At 59.1% G+C, this 17,559-nt stretch carries 19 protein-coding genes and 1 tRNA gene; 8 read left to right on the forward strand and 12 right to left on the reverse strand.

Annotated elements, in window-relative coordinates; all coding sequences use genetic code 11:
- Positions 1-16: 16 nt before the first annotated feature.
- From RS75_RS00740 to RS75_RS00765, 6 genes are all read right to left on the reverse strand, one after another.
- Positions 17-490 carry a cupredoxin domain-containing protein gene (locus RS75_RS00740; protein ID WP_045016402.1) on the reverse strand — a complete coding sequence of 158 codons (474 nt, stop codon included), beginning with the start codon at positions 488-490 and terminating at the stop codon, positions 17-19.
- Positions 491-530: 40 nt separating this feature from the next.
- Positions 531-1,880 (reverse strand): multicopper oxidase family protein, encoded by a 1,350-nt coding sequence (locus tag RS75_RS00745; protein ID WP_045016404.1) that lies wholly within the window; start codon positions 1,878-1,880, stop codon positions 531-533.
- A 14-nt stretch (positions 1,881-1,894) separates the two neighbouring features.
- Entirely contained in the window at positions 1,895-3,355 is a 1,461-nt protein-coding gene (locus RS75_RS00750; protein WP_045016406.1) for a TolC family protein, read from the reverse strand.
- Positions 3,352-3,582 carry a hypothetical protein gene (locus RS75_RS00755; RefSeq protein WP_045016408.1) on the reverse strand — a complete coding sequence of 77 codons (231 nt, stop codon included), beginning with the start codon at positions 3,580-3,582 and terminating at the stop codon, positions 3,352-3,354. Before RS75_RS00755 ends, RS75_RS00750 begins: the two co-directional genes overlap by 4 nt.
- An 87-nt stretch (positions 3,583-3,669) precedes the next feature.
- Complete coding sequence (locus RS75_RS00760; protein ID WP_200893608.1) at positions 3,670-4,083, reverse strand: hypothetical protein; 414 nt, start codon at positions 4,081-4,083, stop codon at positions 3,670-3,672.
- Between the two features lie 86 nt (positions 4,084-4,169).
- Positions 4,170-4,616 (reverse strand): acetyltransferase, encoded by a 447-nt coding sequence (locus RS75_RS00765; RefSeq protein WP_045016412.1) that lies wholly within the window; start codon positions 4,614-4,616, stop codon positions 4,170-4,172.
- Between the two features lie 232 nt (positions 4,617-4,848).
- On the opposite strand from RS75_RS00765, the gene bioB reads away from it, so the two are divergent.
- The 6 genes from bioB (at position 4,849) to RS75_RS00795 (ending at position 10,345) form a co-directional block, all read left to right on the forward strand.
- Positions 4,849-5,868, forward strand: a complete 1,020-nt coding sequence (gene bioB, locus RS75_RS00770) for a biotin synthase BioB (RefSeq protein WP_045016414.1) — start codon at positions 4,849-4,851, stop codon at positions 5,866-5,868.
- Positions 5,865-7,007 (forward strand): 8-amino-7-oxononanoate synthase, encoded by a 1,143-nt coding sequence (locus RS75_RS00775; protein ID WP_045016416.1) that lies wholly within the window; start codon positions 5,865-5,867, stop codon positions 7,005-7,007. The genes bioB and RS75_RS00775 overlap by 4 nt, the downstream gene beginning before the upstream one ends.
- Entirely contained in the window at positions 7,004-7,642 is a 639-nt protein-coding gene (gene bioD / locus RS75_RS00780; RefSeq protein ID WP_045016418.1) for a dethiobiotin synthase, read from the forward strand. The genes RS75_RS00775 and bioD overlap by 4 nt, the downstream gene beginning before the upstream one ends.
- Complete coding sequence (locus tag RS75_RS00785; RefSeq protein WP_045016421.1) at positions 7,639-8,952, forward strand: adenosylmethionine--8-amino-7-oxononanoate transaminase; 1,314 nt, start codon at positions 7,639-7,641, stop codon at positions 8,950-8,952. Before bioD ends, RS75_RS00785 begins: the two co-directional genes overlap by 4 nt.
- A 7-nt stretch (positions 8,953-8,959) precedes the next feature.
- Positions 8,960-9,946 carry a beta-ketoacyl-ACP synthase III gene (locus tag RS75_RS00790; protein WP_045016423.1) on the forward strand — a complete coding sequence of 329 codons (987 nt, stop codon included), beginning with the start codon at positions 8,960-8,962 and terminating at the stop codon, positions 9,944-9,946.
- Between the two features lie 204 nt (positions 9,947-10,150).
- Entirely contained in the window at positions 10,151-10,345 is a 195-nt protein-coding gene (locus tag RS75_RS00795) for a hypothetical protein (RefSeq protein ID WP_045016424.1), read from the forward strand.
- 122 nt (positions 10,346-10,467) lie between these two features.
- On the opposite strand, the gene RS75_RS00800 is transcribed toward RS75_RS00795, so the two are convergent.
- Positions 10,468-10,541, reverse strand: a tRNA-Gln gene (locus RS75_RS00800).
- Between the two features lie 124 nt (positions 10,542-10,665).
- Complete coding sequence (locus RS75_RS00805; protein ID WP_045016426.1) at positions 10,666-11,103, reverse strand: Lrp/AsnC family transcriptional regulator; 438 nt, start codon at positions 11,101-11,103, stop codon at positions 10,666-10,668.
- A 133-nt stretch (positions 11,104-11,236) separates the two neighbouring features.
- Between RS75_RS00805 and rocF the strand changes: the two genes are divergently transcribed.
- The gene (gene rocF / locus RS75_RS00810) at positions 11,237-12,157 is read left to right on the forward strand and encodes an arginase (protein ID WP_045016427.1); all 921 of its coding nucleotides are present in this window, start codon (positions 11,237-11,239) and stop codon (positions 12,155-12,157) included.
- A 13-nt stretch (positions 12,158-12,170) separates the two neighbouring features.
- On the forward strand, positions 12,171-13,226 hold the full coding sequence (locus tag RS75_RS00815; RefSeq protein ID WP_045016430.1) for an ornithine cyclodeaminase: 1,056 nt from the start codon (positions 12,171-12,173) through the stop codon (positions 13,224-13,226).
- A 30-nt stretch (positions 13,227-13,256) separates the two neighbouring features.
- Here the strand turns inward: RS75_RS00815 and RS75_RS00820 are convergent, their stop codons facing one another.
- From RS75_RS00820 to RS75_RS00835, 4 genes are all read right to left on the reverse strand, one after another.
- Positions 13,257-14,141 (reverse strand): DMT family transporter, encoded by an 885-nt coding sequence (locus RS75_RS00820; protein WP_045016432.1) that lies wholly within the window; start codon positions 14,139-14,141, stop codon positions 13,257-13,259.
- Between the two features lie 264 nt (positions 14,142-14,405).
- Entirely contained in the window at positions 14,406-15,398 is a 993-nt protein-coding gene (gene iolG, locus RS75_RS00825; protein WP_045016434.1) for an inositol 2-dehydrogenase, read from the reverse strand.
- A gap of 234 nt (positions 15,399-15,632) precedes the next feature.
- Positions 15,633-16,883, reverse strand: a complete 1,251-nt coding sequence (locus tag RS75_RS00830; protein ID WP_045016435.1) for an adenylate/guanylate cyclase domain-containing protein — start codon at positions 16,881-16,883, stop codon at positions 15,633-15,635.
- A gap of 223 nt (positions 16,884-17,106) precedes the next feature.
- Positions 17,107-17,337: a helix-turn-helix domain-containing protein gene (locus tag RS75_RS00835; protein ID WP_045016438.1), complete on the reverse strand. Its 231-nt coding sequence runs from the start codon at positions 17,335-17,337 to the stop codon at positions 17,107-17,109.
- Positions 17,338-17,559 lie beyond the last annotated feature (222 nt).

Genomic DNA, 17,559 nt, shown 5'->3' on the forward strand with positions numbered 1-17,559 from the left:
ATTCCTTTTTGATGGGTTATTTTGCCGAGACTTTGAGATCGCCACGCATGCCGGCCTCGTAATGTCCGGGTTTCAGGCAGGCGAATTCGAACATGCCGTCATTGGTGAATTTCCAGATGATTTCCCCGCTTTCGCCGGGAGCAAGGCTGATCGCATTCGGATTGTCATGTTCCATCTCCGGGGCCTTTTCCATCGCGGCCTTGTGCTCCAGATTGGCGCTCTGTTCGTCGAGAATGAATTCATGGTCCAGTTCGCCGACATTCTTCACGGCAAAGCGTACGGTCTTGCCCTTCTTGAATTCGAACTTGGCGGGCGTGAACAGCATCTTGCCATCAGGCGTTTCCTTCATGGTCACCTGAATTGTCTGGGTAACCTTGGATTTGTCGCCGGGTTCGCCGATGGCCATCGCATGGCCGCCGCCATGGGTGCCCGATGCGAAGGCGGGCGTGGCAAGAGCGGTGAGAAGCAGTGCAAGTTTCAGTCTGGTCATTGCGTGGTTTCCTTGGTCTGTGGGGTTGTGGTCTGCACGATCAGCCGTGTTTCATCGGTTTCGGTGTGATCTGTGTTTTTGGGTCATTGGTTTTTTCGGTATCCGGCACGTCGCCGGTCCATTCCCAGGCCTGGGTTCCCTGAGGATTTTCGTACCAGCCGGGATCGGTGTAATCTCCTGCGGAGATGCCTTCGCGGACCTTCACCACGGAGAACATGCCGCCCATTTCGATGGGACCGTGCGGACCCCAGCCGGTCATCATGGGAACGGTGTTCTCCGGGATTTCCATTTCCATCGCGCCCATATCGGCCATGCCGGCGGTGCCCATCGGCATATATTCCGGCTGGACCTTGCGGATTTTTTCAGTGACGGTCTTCTTGTCGACGCCGATGAAGGTCGGGACGTCGTGCCCCATCGCATTCATCGTATGGTGCGACTTGTGGCAATGGATCGCCCAGTCACCGACATATTTGGCGTCGAATTCATAGGCCCGCATCGCGCCGACAGGTATGTCGATGCTGACCTCCGGCCAGCGCGCCTCCGGGCGCACCCAGCCGCCATCGGTGCAGGTCACTTCGAAATCATAACCGTGCATGTGGATCGGATGGTTGGTCATGGTCAGGTTGCCGACGCGCACGCGGACCCGGTCGTCCTTGGAGACCACCAGCGGATCGATGCCCGGAAACACCCGGCTGTTCCATGACCACAGATTGAAATCCGTCATCGTCATGATTTTCGGCACGTAGGAGCCGGGGCTGATGTCGAAGGCGTTGATCAGGAATACGAAGTCCCGATCAACAGGCATGAATGTCGGGTCCTTCGGATGGATCACGAAGAAACCCATCATGCCCATCGCCATCTGCACCATTTCGTCCGAATGCGGGTGGTACATGAAGGTGCCCGATTTCACGAGATCGAACTCGTAGACGAAGGTCTTGCCAACCGGGATATGTGGCTGCGACAGGCCGCCGACGCCGTCCATGCCCGACGGCAGGATCATGCCGTGCCAGTGGATCGTCGTATGTTCCGGCAGCTTGTTGGTGACGAAAATGCGTACCCGGTCGCCTTCGACGGCCTCGATGGTCGGGCCGGGTGACTGGCCGTTATAACCCCAGAGGCGGGCGGTCATGCCCTCCGCCATCTCGCGCTCCACCGGCTCGGCGACAAGGTGGAATTCCTTGACGCCGTTGTTCATCCGGAAGGGCAGGGTCCAGCCGTTGAGGGTGACGACCGGATTGTAATCGGGCCCGGTGGTGGGCTTGATCGGGGCTTGAGTCGCCGCCGTTTCCATCATGGCCGCTTCCGGCAGGCTGCTATTCGATGTCTTTGCCCAGGCCGCCGTAGAGACCATCGCGGCGCCGACGCCCAGAAAGTTTCTTCTATTGAACATGGTCGTTTCCTTTCTCAATGTCCGCCACCGCTGCCGCTAGCGGCGGCAACTTCGGTCTCTGTGCCTGCCGCACCTGCGCCGCCGCCGTAAATGGCAGGGGCAAGGCCGGCTTCCGCGAGCCAGAAGTCGCGTTTGGCATTGATGGCCAGCAGGTTCGAATTGACCTTTTCCCGGCTGTCGGCGAGCAGTTCGAAGGTGTTGGTGAGCATGCCGTTATAGGTGAGCAGCGACTCCTCCTCGATCTTCGTGCGCAGCGGCACCACGCTGTTGCGATAGTGCCGGGCGATGTCGTAGTTCGAGCGATAGGCCTGATAGGCCGAGCGGGCCTCCGAGCGGACATTGACCGCCTTTTCCGCCAGCAGGTTTGCCGCACGCATATAGGCGAGTTCGGATTCCCGCATTCTTGCCCGACCGGAATCGAAGATCGGAATGACGAATTCCAGTTCGGCATTGCCCGTTGTCTGTTTGTGTTTTTCGCCGTCTTCAAGTTCGCGTTCGGTCTCGAAGCCGGAACGAAGCTCGAGATCGGTCACGTATCGGGTGGCTTCGGTGAGCTTGAACGACCGGGCGGTGGATTCCAGATCGAGCTTCGCCATCTGCAAGTCCACGCGGTTTTGCAGCGTCTCGGCCTCGATCATGTCGCGTTTGGCGAGATCCTTCGGAAGCTGCGGCAGGCGATTGGGGATGCTGTATTCGATGTCCCCTCCCCACAGTCCCATCAGCCTTGTCAGTTCCTCCTTCGCAAGGCGGGCCTCAAGCCGCGCCTTGGCGATCTGGCCCGTCAGCTCGGCATAAAAGACCTGTTCGCGGGCCTGGCCTTCCTTGTTCAGCGAACCCGCCTCTCCAAGTTTTGCGGCAAGTTCCGAGGCGGCATCCGCCGCAGTCTGCGCCTGAGCCAGCTGGCCGACATTTTCCCATGCGGCGACAGCCGTGATCCAGGCGCGACGGGTATCCGCCGCCAGTTGCAACGTCTTCAGCGCGGCTGCGAGCTGCGCCTTGCGGAAGCCGGTATCGGCAATCTCGACATTCTGTCTGAGGGTGGCCAGCGCCAGAATATTGGTGACGATCACGCCCTCGATCGCCTTGTAGGCCCTGAGACCCGGCGTGCCGATCCCCGTCAGCCCGATACCGACTCTCGGATTGACCAGCATGGTCGATTGCCAGGCGGTTGCAGCCGATTCTCCCAGATCGGCATAGGCCGCCTGAAGGCCCTTGTTGTTGAGCAGCGCGACCTGAACCGCCGTCTCGACATCGATGGTTTTCGCTGACATCAGCGATTTGACGCGGGTTGCGGTTGCCTGCGCCTCGGCCCGGTTCTGTATCCAGACCGTCTGCTTTCCGGTCGCTTCGGATGTTCTGGCCGAGATGGTGGTGAAGCCAGCGTTCTTCGACGTGTAGTCGGCAGCGGTGACGCAGCCGCCGAGAATGACCGGGAAGGAAAGGACGGCCGCGAGTTTGAATGCGCTTATCGTCATGATGCGTCTCCTTTCGGAGCCTGCGCATCGTTCTGGTTACGCCAGGGCTTCGGGTCCACCGGGGCGCGGTGCGTATAACCTGCGACCGGTGTCTGATAGCGCAGAGGGGCGACGCCGAGCGACGGGTTTGCCGCGTCTTCATACGAGGCGGCCTCGTTCATCGAGGATGTGGCTGTGCAGCCGCCCAGCAAAAGGGGCGCTGCAACCACGATGTAGATAGGGTTCATGGTAATTTCCGAACAGGAGATGCAACGGCGCGACGGCGCTAAAGCCGCTCACGCACGATCATTGCCCGAGAGGCGGGCCTTGCCTGTTCAGATATTCGGTGGACGGTGAAGCAACGGGGTCTGGCCCACGGTCTTGCTGTCGTCGAAGAAAGAACGGATGGAAGTGACGACTGGTCCGCCAAGGGCGTCATGCGAAATCAGCACCGCCATGCCGAGACAAAAATCGTTGCAGCATTCCTGTTTGACAGGCTTTTTAACGCCGCTCTCGTGTTCTGCCGCATCCATGTTGTGGTGATCACCGGATGTCATGGCCGAGCCGCCATGGTCCGTCATCGAACCGTGATCCATCGTCATGGCGGACTGGGTGTGCTGCATTTCCGCAGCGTTGGGACCATGCATTGCGGCATTGACAGTGGAAACGCTGTAGCCTGCCAGTGACAATATCATCACCAGTCTAAACAACAGTGCCATCAATTTCGATGTTCGCAACATCCCACTCATGCGCTGTAGAAGAGCCGCAGTCCCGACATTTGTCAATGGATATCGCTCATAACCATCAACCGAGCCCGATAACCCGGTCCGGCGGCTCATTTTTTCATTGCGCAAAATCGAAGATGAATGAGCGGATAGGGCCGTCCCTGCCCGTCAAGGTCGGAGCGTCCCGTCGGCTCGAAGCCGAGCCGGCGATAAAAGCCGAGGGCCTGCGCGTTCTGTTCGTTGACGTCGGTGGTCAACGCTGGATGTAAGGCGAGCGCCGCCTGCACGAGGGCCGTCCCGATCCCTTTGCCATGCTGGTCCGGATCGATGAAAAGCGCTTCCATATGCCCTTCATGTAGCAACATGAAACCAAGGGGCCGATCCGACCCCTCCACAGCGAGCGTCATAGGTGCCTGCGGAAGAAATGCTGCAACTTCATCCCCGATAGCGGTTCGATCCGCCGGAAGCAGAAAATCATGGGTGGCGTCGACAGCCTTGCTCCAGATTTCAAGGATGCGGGTCGTGTCGCGGCTGGTGGAGGGGCGAAGCTTAATCATGTTTCACCCTTAGCAATTGCCGGCTTTTTGCGCCATGGGGGCGATTCCGATCTTTTCTGCGGGGTGTTTTTCTCCTCCGCTTAATCGCCCTTCAAAATCCTGCGATCTGGTCCCGCCTATTCTCTTCGATCCGACACCCGGCAATTTTCCGAAAAAAGCTCTTGCAAAAGGTGCGTTAAAAAAAATAGATAAAAAGAAGTTCTATCTATTTATTCTAACCGGAGGCTGCCAAATGGATCAGATTGTCACGAAAATAGAGTCAAATCCGGCGAAATCTCCTATAGTCGAAACGGATTCATCGCTGGAGGAAGCGAAAATTATCTATAATTTGCCGTTTAACGATCTGTTGTTTCGCGCCCAGCAGGTGCATCGTCGCCATTTCGATGCCAACGCCATCCAGATGAGCCGCCTCCTATCCATCAAGACCGGCGGCTGCCCGGAGGATTGCGGTTATTGCAGCCAATCCGCCCGTAATCCGACCGGTCTGAAGGCGTCCAAGCTGATGGAGGTTGAGCGGGTGCTGGCCGAAGCGCGCAAGGCGAAGAAAGGCGGCGCGACGCGTTATTGCATGGGAGCGGCATGGCGCAATCCCAAGGAGCGCGACATGGAGGCGGTGGTGGCCATGGTCGAAGGCGTTAAGGCGCTCGGCATGGAGACCTGCATGACGCTCGGCATGCTGACGCCGGAACAGTCCGAACGGCTGGCCGATGCCGGGCTCGATTATTATAATCATAACGTCGATACGTCGGAGCGGTTTTATTCGCAGATCATCACCACCCGCACCTTCGAGGATCGGCTGGAAACGCTCGCCAATGTTCGTGATGCCGGCATGAAAGTCTGTGCCGGCGGCATTCTCGGCATGGGAGAAACGGTCGATGACAGGATTTCGATGCTGGTAACGCTCGCCAATCTGCCGGTTCCGCCGGAAAGTGTGCCGATCAACATGCTGATCCCGATCCCCGGCTCGAAGCTCGCCAAGGCCGATCCGGTCGACCCAATCGATTTCGTCCGCACCATTGCCCTCGCGCGTATCCTGATGCCGCGCTCGCATGTGCGCCTTTCCGCCGGACGCACGGAAATGAGCGACGAGACGCAGGCACTCTGTTTTCTGGCCGGGGCGAATTCCATCTTCGTCGGCGAGACGCTGCTGACGGCGGATAATCCGGGCGAGGATCATGATACGGCGCTGTTCCGGCGGCTTGGCCTGAAGCCGATGGAGCTGCAAACGGTGGAAGCGGGAGAGACCCGGTGAATTCGTCGGCGCTCTCCCCCTATGAGGCGAAGCTTGCCGGTCTGAACCGAAAATCGCGGCTGCGGGCGCTCGTGGCCCGGCAGGGTGTCGACTTCACCTCCAACGACTATCTCGGGCTTGCCGATGCGCCCCGACTGAAGGCGGCGATTGCCGATGCGATCGAAAGAGGTGTGCCTGTCGGTGCCGGCGGTTCGCGGCTGCTGCGTGGCAATCATCCCGAACATGAGGCGCTTGAAGCGGAGGCGGCGGCATTTTTCGGGGCGGAAAAGACGATCTATTTCGGCAGCGGATTTGCAGCCAATGTCGCGCTTTTTTCTGCACTGCCGTTGCGAGACGACCTCGTCCTTCACGATGCGCTGATCCATGCCAGCGTCCATGACGGCATTGCCGCCGGCAAGGCGAAGGCGGTGGCCGTGCCACATAATCAGGTCGAGGCATTCGAACGGGAAATAAACCGCTGGCGGCAGGCGGGCGGCAAAGGTCGCCCGTGGATCGCGGTGGAGAGCCTCTATTCCATGGATGGAGACCGGGCGCCGGTTGCAGCCCTTGCCGATCTCGCCGGACGACACGGCGGCTTCCTCGTCGTTGACGAGGCGCATGCCACTGGCGTGTTTGGAGAGGGTGGGCGTGGCTTTGCTGCGGAACTGGAAGGCCGGGGCAATTTGGTGGCACTGCACACCTGTGGCAAGGCGCTCGGCCTCTGCGGCGCGCTTCTAAGCCTGCCTGCGGTTCTTGCCGACTATCTCACCAACCGCGCTCGCGGCTTCATCTATTCGACCGCGCCGTCCCCGTTGATGGCGGCAGCTGTGCGGGAGGCCTTGCAGATGATCGCCGATGAACCCTGGCGACGCACGCGGCTGGAAGAACTGATAAACTTCGCCGGCGAACAATTGCGTTCTCGCCTTGGAGTGATGCCCAGCGGCTCACAGATATTGCCTGTCATGATCGGCGACAATGCCCGTGCGCTAAGGATTGCCGCGCGTATGCGGGACGGCGGTTTCGACGTGCGCGCGATCCGCCCGCCGACGGTGCCGGAAGGCACGGCGCGCCTGCGCATATCCCTCACGCTCAATGTGGATGAAAGCCAGATCTCCGACATGATCGGGCTGCTCGCCCTCGCTATGGAGGAGGAGAAATGAATCCGCGTTTCGTCGTCTCCGGCACCGATACGGGCATTGGCAAGACGGTTTTTTCCGCAGCACTCACCCACGCTTTGCAGGCTTATTACTGGAAGCCCGTGCAATCCGGGCTGGAGGAAGAGACCGACAGCGAGGCGGTGGAGCGGCTGGGCCGCGTGCCGCGCGCGCGCATCCTGCCGGAAGCCTATCGCCTGAAAATGCCGGCATCACCGCACCTTTCGGCCCGCCTTGAAAATGTGACGATCGAGCCTGAGTTTCTGCTTCCGCCGGAAACGGACGGGCCGCTGGTGATCGAAGGGGCAGGCGGGCTGCTGGTGCCGCTGACCGACACATTGCTGTTTGCCGATATCTTCGCCCGCTGGCAGATTCCGTTGATCCTGTGCGCCAGAACTTCGCTCGGCACCATCAACCACACGCTGCTGTCGCTGGAGGCGCTGCGGCAGCGAACCATTCCGGTGCAGGGCGTGGTTTTCATAGGAGATGAGAACCAGGAAAATCAGCGCGTCATTACTGGTATTGGTGGGGTTCGTTCGCTTGGCCGGTTGCCCAACCTGCCGGAGATGACCGCCAAGGCGCTCCACCATGCATTCGCTCACCAATTCGATCTCGCTGATTTTCTGGAGGTGTCGGCATGAACCGTTCGCCCATCTGGCATCCCTTCACCCAGCACGGGCTGGAGCCGCCGATGAAACGCATCGTCTCTGCGGAGGGCGCCTTTTTGGTGGACGAGGATGGCGAGCGGCTGTTCGATGCCATTTCATCCTGGTGGGTCATCACCCACGGTCACCGTCACCCGGCAATCATGGCGGCCATTCGCGCCGCGACCGAGACCTTCGACCAGATCATCTTCGCCGAATTTTCCCACGAACCGGCCGAGACGCTGGCCAAAGGGCTGATCGAACTCGCGCCCGCCGGGCTGAGCCACGTATTTTATTCCGACAGCGGCTCGACCTCGGTGGAAGTGGCGCTGAAAATGGCGCTTGGCTATTTTCACAATCGCGGTGAAAAGCGCGACCGCATCGTGGTCATGGAGCATGGCTACCATGGCGATACGATCGGCACCATGTCTACCGGTGAACGTGGTGTGTTTAATGCCGCTTACGAACCCCTGCTTTTCGGCGTCGACCGGCTTGCTTTTCCAGAACATAGCCGCGAGCAGCAGACGCTGGACATGTTCGAGAGTTTCTGCCGTTCTGGCCGGGTCGCTGCCCTGCTGATCGAGCCGTTGATACTCGGCGCCGGCGGCATGAAGGTTTACGGCGCAGATGTTCTGGCCGGGCTGAAACAGATCGCCGAGCGCCACGATTGCCTGCTGATCGCCGATGAGGTGATGACGGGCTGGGGCCGGACGGGAACCATGTTCGCTTGTGAACAGGCGGGGATTTCGCCGGATATTCTATGCACCTCCAAGGGACTGACCGGTGGTTCGCTGCCGCTGGCGGCAACGCTGTGCAGCGGCGGCATCTTCGAAGCGCATTTTTCAACCGATCGCCGCAAGACCTTTTTCCATTCGAGTTCCTACACCGCCAATCCGATCGCCTGTGCGGCCGCCGTCGCCAATCTGCAGGTCTGGCGGGACGAACCTGTGATGCAGCGCATCGGGCATTTGCAAGACGCGCTGAATACGAACCTGGGGCGGTTTGACGGTGACAGACGTTTCGCCAACATCCGCCAATTGGGAACCATCGCGGCGCTTGATCTCGTGGTGCCCTCCGGTGGTTATCTCGCCGAGGCGGGGCCGCGCATGCGGCAACTGTTCCGTGAGCGCGGGTTCGTCATCCGCCCGCTCGGCAACGTGCTTTATCTGATGCCGCCCTATTGTGCGACGGCGCAAGATTTGGCGCGCGCCTTCGACGCTATCGATGAAGTGGCCTCGATCGTGACCGAAGCCGCTCCGGCAAAATCGCGCGCGGGCGGGATCCCAAACCATCCTCGAAAGGCCTGACAATACAATGCAGACACGTTCTTCCCGCATGGCCGGTTTCGGGCATGCAGTTCCTGCGCGATGCGTCGGCAATGCCGAGATAGAGATGCGTCTTGGGTTGGAGGCTGGCTGGATCGAACGACGGACCGGTATCCGCACACGTTATTGGGCTGAAGAAGGCGAGACCTTGAGCGGTCTGGCGGAAAGAGCCGGCCGCATGGCGCTGGAAGATGCGAAAATCAACTCCGACGATATTGCGCTGACATTGCTGGCAACCTCGACACCGGACCATCTTCTGCCGCCTTCCGGCCCGTTATTGGCTCACAGGCTGGGCCTGACGCGATCGGGCGCGATCGATCTCGCCGGGGCCTGCTCCGGTTTTCTTTATGCGCTTACCCTTGCAGACGGCTTTGTCCGCACCCAGGGCCGTGCCGTGTTGGTTGTCGCCGCAAATATTCTGAGCCGCCGTATCAATCCTGCGGAAAGGGCAAGTGCGGTTTTGTTCGCCGATGCTGCCGGTGCCGTTGTGCTCGCGCCATGTCAGAATGCGCAGCGTGGCCTGCTGTCGGCCGATCTCGTTTCCGATGGCAGCGGTTATGACCTGATCCAGATTGCGGCGGGCGGCAGTAGTCAGCCTTTTTCCGCTGATACGCCTGCCGAAGATACCCTGATGACGATGCGGGACGGACGCGAAGTTTTCTCCCGCGCCGTGGCCATGATGACGCAGACTTCGGAGCGGGTACTGCAACAGGCCGGAATTAAAGCGGCCAATATCGACCGTTTCGTGCCGCATCAGGCCAATGCCCGCATGTTCGACGCCGTCTGCGGCAATCTCGGCATCGACCGGCAAAAGACGCTGCGCACGGTGGAGACCTTCGGCAACTCGTCTGCCGCGACCATTCCGCTTTCGCTTTCCGTTGCCAATGCCGAACGGCGCTTCGCTGAGGGGGAGACGCTGCTACTGACCGCCGCGGGGGCCGGCCTGACCGGCGGCGCTGTTGTTTATCGGGAATAGGCCGGCTTGCAAGAACGGCAGGCCTCACTTCGTGAGCAGGCCTGCACTCATCAACAATTCAGTTTACCACTGACCGCTTGCGGGGTAGCCGACAATTTCCCAGCCGTTATATTCGTACCAGGAGTAGCGCTCGTGGAAAAAGCGCGTGTCATTGTGGTCGTACCGCTTTTTGTCATAGTCTCGAAACGAACCGGGAGACTGCGATTGAACCTCGATGAAAAAGACCAGCATGCCACACAGCCAAAACGACCGATTTGGCCATGGCTGCTGCTGGCGGCTCTCACGCTCCTGGCCATTTACGCCTATTCAGAAGTGACATCGATGATCGATGACACCGTCAGGCTCTGGAACGACCTCGTACAACTATTCTGGTGGATCATCCCGGACCAGCCGCCGTGATGCGCAAACGAAGCACCCGAGAGAAAGCATTGCGCGGCGGACTGGTGAGCGACGGAATGTGAAATGCCGGATATCTCGGCATTCGGTTCCGCATAACCACTTGATTTAATGTGAGAAGAGATTGGCTGGGGAACCTGGACTCGAACCAAGATTAACGGAGTCAGAGTCCGTCGTTCTACCATTGAACTATTCCCCAAAGGCCTTGAGCGCATGGCTGCGTTCGCTTTGGTGGGTCGTCATATAGATGATTTATCTTTGGGCGCAAGTCGAAAAAACAGAAAAATGCGTTTTCGCCGTTCTTTTGTCTCTGGTCGCTTTGGCTAAAGTCTGGCGCGGGTCGATCGGGGTGTGGATAGGAGCAGGCTGGTCTCGCTGCCGGTGATGCCGGGCACAAGGCGGATGCGGCGCAGAACGGCGTCGAAATCGCTGAGTGTCGCGGCGTTGAGTTCCACGATCAGGTCCCAGCGGCCGTTGGTGGTGTGGATTTCGGATATTTCCGGGAAACCGCCGAGCGTGCGGATGACCCGGTCCGTCACATGGCCTTCAATCTCGATCATCATGATGCCGCGGATCGCCGCTTCCACCGCATCGGCACGCAGGATGACGGTGTAACCGATGATGGTGCCATCGTTTTCCATTTTTTCGATATGCGACCGCACCGTCGCACGCGAGGTTTCCGTCTCGATCGCCAGATCGGAAATGCTGCGTCTGCCGTTATGCCGCAAAAGGGTCACGAGCCGTTCGTCGAGAATATCCATTGATAGCCATTCTGATAAATAGATTTGATCAAGTCGATAGCCTATTTCGATAATATTGCCAATATTTTATGTTCATTCCGCCATGTCTCTGTGATCTAGTGAGGCTATTCGGTTGGGAAAAGCGAGGGATGGAATGGATATCAGGTTGATCGGCGCGCCGCTGCAAATCGGCGCCGGGCAATTGGGGTGTGAAATGGGGCCGAGTGCGTATCGCATTGCCGGTCTCGCGCGCGCTCTGGAAGATCTGGGCCATAGGGTGGTCGATATCGGCAATGTGACGCCGGCGCCGCTCAGGGAATTCTGCCATCCCAATCCGGCGGTGCACCACTTGGCCGAGACTGTGGCCTGGACCGAGGCGCTGACGGAGGCCGCCTATCGCGAAAGTGCCGCCGCCGTGCCGATCTTTCTCGGCGGCGACCACGCGATTTCGGCCGGAACCGTCGCCGGCATGGCGCGCCGGGTGGCGGAGAGCGGCCGGCCGTTTTTCGTGCTCTGGCTCGATGCCCATACCGATTATCATACGCTGGAGACGACGCGCAGCGGCAATCTGCATGGCACGCCGGTCGCCTATTTCAGCGGCCGCGACGGATTTGCGGGTTATTTCCCGCCTTTGTCCCATGCGGTTCCTGAAGAAAATATCGGCATGATCGGTATCCGCAGCGTCGATCCGGCCGAGAGGGCCGCACTGGAAGACAGCGGCATCACCGTTCACGATATGCGCTCGATAGACGAACACGGCGTCGCGGTTCTGCTGCGCGCATTCCTGGCGCGGGTTCAGGCGGTAAACGGCCTGTTGCATGTCAGTCTCGATGTCGATTTCCTTGAACCGTCGATTGCGCCTGCGGTCGGCACTACGGTTCCGGGCGGTGCGACGTTCCGTGAGGCGCATCTGGTGATGGAAATGCTGCATGATAGCGAGCTGGTGTGCAGCCTCGATCTGGTGGAACTGAACCCGTTTCTCGACGAGCGCGGCAGGACGGCGACCCTGATGGTCGATCTCGCCGCCAGCCTGATGGGTAAGCGGGTTATGGACCGCCCAACGCGGGCCGGCTGAAAGGAATGATCCGATGACGGTAATACCGAACCTCAATATCGTACCTTTCGTCAGCGTCGATCACATGATGAAACTTGTGCTCCGGGTGGGGATCGATACGTTTCTGCGCGAGCTTGCCGACGTGGTGGAGGAGGATTTCCGCCGCTGGGAAAGCTTCGACAAGACCCCGCGCATTGCGTCGCATTCGAAGGAGGGTGTCATCGAGCTGATGCCGACCAGCGATGGGACGCTTTATGGCTTCAAATATGTCAACGGGCATCCGAAAAACATGAAGGAGGGCCGCCAGACGGTAACGGCATTCGGTGTGCTTTCCGATGTCGGCAACGGTTATCCGCTGCTTCTGACCGAGATGACGATCCTGACGGCGCTACGCACGGCGGCCACCTCGGCCGTTGCGGCAAAACATCTCGCCCGGAAAAATTCCCGCTCGATGGCCATCATCGGCAATGGCGCACAGAGCGAATTTCAGGCACGGGCCTTCAAGGCTATTCTCGGCATCGACACGGTGCGGCTTTTCGACATAGACCGATCCGCCAGCGAAAAATGCGCCCGCAATCTTGCCGGGCAGGGTTTTACCATCGAGATTTGCGACAGCGCGCAAGGGGCGGTGGAAGGTGTGGATATCGTCACCACCGTCACGGCCGACAAGCAATATGCGACGATACTGACCGACAACATGGTCGGTCCCGGCATTCACATCAACGCCGTCGGTGGCGATTGCCCCGGCAAGACGGAATTGCACCGGGACATTCTGTTGCGGTCGGATATCTTCGTCGAATATCCGCCGCAGACGCGCATCGAAGGCGAAATCCAGCAACTACCCGGGGACTACCCCGTTGTAGAGCTTTGGCAGGTTATTGTTGGTGAAAAGCAGGGGCGGGTAAACGACAGGCAGATCACGCTGTTCGACAGTGTTGGTTTCGCGACCGAGGATTTTTCGGCGTTGCGTTATGTGCGCTCGAAACTGGCCGCCACCGGGCTTTACACGGAGCTGGATCTGCTGGCCGATCCGGATGAGCCGCGCGACCTGTTCGGGATGCTGCTGCGCTGCGAGGCGGCTCTCCTCTGAGAGAGCGTTCAACGGGCTTGAAGGATGGGCCTAGTCAGCCTTTCGGCGTTCCTTCCGCGCGACCACATGTTCGCGCCAGATGGTGAAGAGGCCGGCGGCAATCACGATTGCTGCGCCCAGAACCATATTGGATGTTACGATCTCGCCATAGACGGTGACGCCGATGATGGAGACGAGCACGAGTTGGTAATAGGAAAACGGCTGTACGGAGGCCGCATCCGCCAGTTCGAACGCCTTGATCAGGCAATAATGGCCGCTCATGCCGGTAATGCACAGCGCCAGCATCCAGCCCCAATCCTGGGGAGCGAGGCTCACCCAATAAAATGGACCAACCAGCGTCAGCGCGGCCGCACCGGCGACGCCGGTATAAAAGAAGCTCGTCATCGCTGAATCGCTTTTGCTGCCGAGGCGGGTCAGGACGCTGTAAAGTGCCAGCATGAAAGCGGCGACGAAAGTGATCATCAGGGTGTTGTCGAAACCCTCACCGTCCGGCTTCAGAATGACGAGAACGCCGATGAAACCGACGAAAATGGCGCACCAGCGTCGCCAGCCCACATGTTCGCCAAGCAAGGGTACGGAAAGTGCTGCAACGATCAGCGGTGCGGAGGCGAGGATGGAATGGCTGTGCGCCAGCCCGACAACGGCGAAGGAGAAGATCGAAAAAACGATCTGTACGGCAAGAAGGACGCCACGGCCGATTTGCAGCCAGGGACGGTTGGCCATGACGGCGCCCCGGATGCCGCCCGAAGATTTTGCGGCCATCAGCAAAACGAAGACGGCGAAGGCCCAGTACCGAAGCATGGCGACGAAGACGGGCGGATAGGCGCTGCCCAGATGTTTCGATATGCCATCCTGCGCCGCAAAGATCGTGAAGGCGACAAAGGCATAAAGATAACCGGTCTTGGGTGATGGCATAAATAAACCGCTGTCCGGCTGTTGGCGACAAAAGAGGATTCGGCGCGAATAAGGTGGATAGCAACCATATGTTACAGCCGCATCTTGTCAGACAACCTTATTTTCCGAATAGCTGCCATGCAAGTGCGAAGGTCACCTCTCCCCGGTGAGGCTTGAGAGTGACGTTGATGCGGGCGAAAGGTTTCGGAAATACCTGTTTTCCTGTCCGCCATGCGTTAGCGCGGGGCGGACAGGATGTCCGGTTACGGACTGATTTCTGTAACGTCAGCCGATCGTCACCGCTGACTTCGAGGCCACGGATTTGAGCGCGGCGTCGGCCAGTTTCAATGCGATCAGCCCATCCTTGATAGAGGGCGCCGGTGCGACATTGTTTTCGATGCAATCGATGAAAGCCGCAATTTCTGCCGCATAGGCCGCCGTGTAACGCGTCATGAAGAAATCATGCAGCGGCGGGCGGGTGTAGCCTTCCGCATTGGCGATTTCGATGGAGACCGGCCGCTGGTTTTCGGCCGCTGCCGAACCGAGCGAACCGTGCACTTCGATACGCTGGTCGTAACCATAGGTCGCGCGCCGCGAATTCGAAATGATCGCCTGCCTGCCGCTTTTCGTCGTGAGAATGATGCTGGCACTGTCGAAATCGCCGAGAGTGCCGATCTCCGGATTGACGAGAACGGAACCGGTGGCGAACACGCTGTCCACTTCCTCGCCGAGCAGGAAACGCGCCATATCGAAATCATGAATAGTCATGTCGCGGAAAATACCGCCGGAAACCTTGATATATTCGGCCGGCGGCGGGCCGGGATCGCGGCTGGTGATGGTTACCATTTCCACCTTGCCGATGCGGCCGTCCTCGATTGCCTTGTGCACGGCCTGGAAATGCGGATCGAAACGTCGGTTGAAACCGAGCATCACCTTTGCGCCGGTTTCCTCGACCACCTTGGCGCAGGCTTCCGCCCGGGTCACATCCAGATCGACGGGCTTTTCGCAGAAGATGGCCTTGCCGGCACGGGCGAAACGTTCGATCAGGTCGGCATGGGTGTTGGTCGGCGTGCAGATGATGACGGCGTCGATCGTCTTGTCGGCCAGAACCTCGTCGATCGTGCTGACCTTGCACTGTGCTTCGCGGGCGATTGCTTCCGCAGCACCGGCCGCGGCGTCCACAACGGCCACCAGCTTCGCACGGCTGTCGGTGGTGATCGCCTTGGCGTGGACCTTGCCGATCCGTCCAGCGCCGAGCAGTGCCAATTTCGTAACCATCTTTCCTCCGGTTTCTCACACCCGTCTTTCACTCCCGGAAAGACAGAATATGAACGCAAACAATGTTTCGATATGGAATATATGTTCTATTTTGCTAGATCGACATCGGAGGTGTGTCAAGCGTTTTGACGATGGTCGGGACGGCCGAAATCATTCCCTCGGGAAGACCATGCAGCACGGTTGGCCGCTGCGTAGAAAAAGCGTCGGGGCAGGGTGCCAAGTCTTTGCGGGTGATCAGTCGATGGAAGGCGTCTCGGCCGAATGTTGGGGAAGTGCATAAACCTCGACCGGGGTTTCGAGGCCGCGCAGCAGCCATGGACCCAGATTTTCCAGTCTGTCCTCGTATCCGGCCATACGGACGAATTCTTCGGAAAACAGCACGCTGCGGCCGGTCTCCTTGGTCAGCGTTTCAAGCCGTGACGCAATGTTCACGGCAGGGCCGATGACGGTGAAATCGAGGCGGGTTTTTGAGCCGATATTGCCGTACATGACATCGCCGACATGGACGCCAATACCATAACCCAGAGGGTCATGGCCTTTCTGGCGATTGATTTCATTGAGGGCAACGAGGCTTTTTTGCGCGCTGGCAATGGCTTTCAGCAGGTTTTCACAGGCCTGCGGATCGCTGAGCGGGAAAATCGCCAGCAGCCCGTCGCCCATGAATTTCAGGATTTCGCCGCCGAACTCCTCGATCGGGTCGCACATGGCGTCGAAATAACCGTTCAGAAGCTCGATGACGTCATCGCGTGGCCAGAGGTCGGAAATATGGGTGAAATTGCGCAGGTCGCAGATCAGGATCGCCGCACCCACCGTTATGCCGCTGCCGCGCGTCGTTGCACCATTGAGGATTTTTTCGCCCGCATGCGGACCCACATAGGTTTCAAGCAGGGTGCGCGTCATACGGTTTTTCAGGCGTATCTCGCTGACCAGCGCCAGGGCCGGCAGCAGATTTTTCAGGGTGAGGACTTCCGCTTCTGAAAAGCCACCTGGCCGGTCGCTGGAAAAAGTGGCGACATGGCGTTTGCCGAACGTGTGTTCGATCGGCCATGCGAAATAATCCGTCAGCCCTTCGGCGCGCAGTTCCTCATAGATCGTATAACCTGGCTGGTCGATGTCGTCGCCGTTCAGCCGGTGGCGGATCTCGGTGGCGCCCTGGTGGATGTCGCTGATGGGGCTGTTCAGATATTCGGGTGTGTTCTCCGATCCATAGCCATAGGTGGCGATCTCGGCGGACGACATGCCGGCTTTCCACAATATCCGCGCGCCAAGCCATTGCGGATGGCGAATGCGGAAGGCGAGCACGCCCCGCGCGACGGAAATTCCGCTCTCCCGCAGCCTGGCGCAAAGCTCCACGAATATCTCATCGATAAAACGCTCGTCCTTCGTGCCGGTGACGAGCCAGTCGAGAATTTCCGTTTTCTCTGCCGGCCACAATTCATCCAATGCTGAAGAAACCGGTTCTTCGGTGTCGAGAGTGAGTGTCATGGCAGGATTCCGGAGGTTGTTGCTGCTCTCGCGAAAACGGGCCACATGCCGAACATGACCCGTGCGGACATCATGTGGTGCCGGAGAATGGAAATGTTAAGAGAGCGGTGCGGAAAATGTTCCGGAGGGTGTGGCGGCGTTCAGCCAGTACGCGCGCCGCCCGGATGTTGCCGTGAACATCGTCCCGGCGGCGCTGAGATTTGGCTCGGATCGTTCCGAACGATCAGATAACGGTTTCGACAGGAATATGCAGGGCGGCGGCAACGCGCCTGATGCGCGACGGATCGCTGTCCGTGCCGTCTTCCAGGGCGCGTATTTCGCTGGCCGTCAGGCCGCAGGTAATGGCGAGCTGTTCGACCGAATATCCGGCGAGATTGCGTGCCGTCAAAACCTTTCGGGCGAAAGGAGCATCTGTTTCGTGATCAGAATCGGGTTGTGAGACTGAAATTGTCATTTTTGCATCTCCCTCATGGTGGACACTTTAATGCGGGTGGCAAAAAAAGTTGCCAGAGCCGAATGCGGCCGCGTTGCCGGAGAAAAAATCGTTGCTGCAACGCAGCGGGAACATAGCTGCTTCACCCACCTACGCAATAGTTAAATTTTGTTAAGTTTCGTGATCGCGGCATTTTTCAGTCGTGAAAGGGGTCAAAAAAGTACGATTTTTCGAGGTTTTAGT

Source organism: Rhizobium nepotum 39/7 (assembly GCF_000949865.1).
GTDB classification, from domain to species: domain Bacteria; phylum Pseudomonadota; class Alphaproteobacteria; order Rhizobiales; family Rhizobiaceae; genus Agrobacterium; species Agrobacterium nepotum.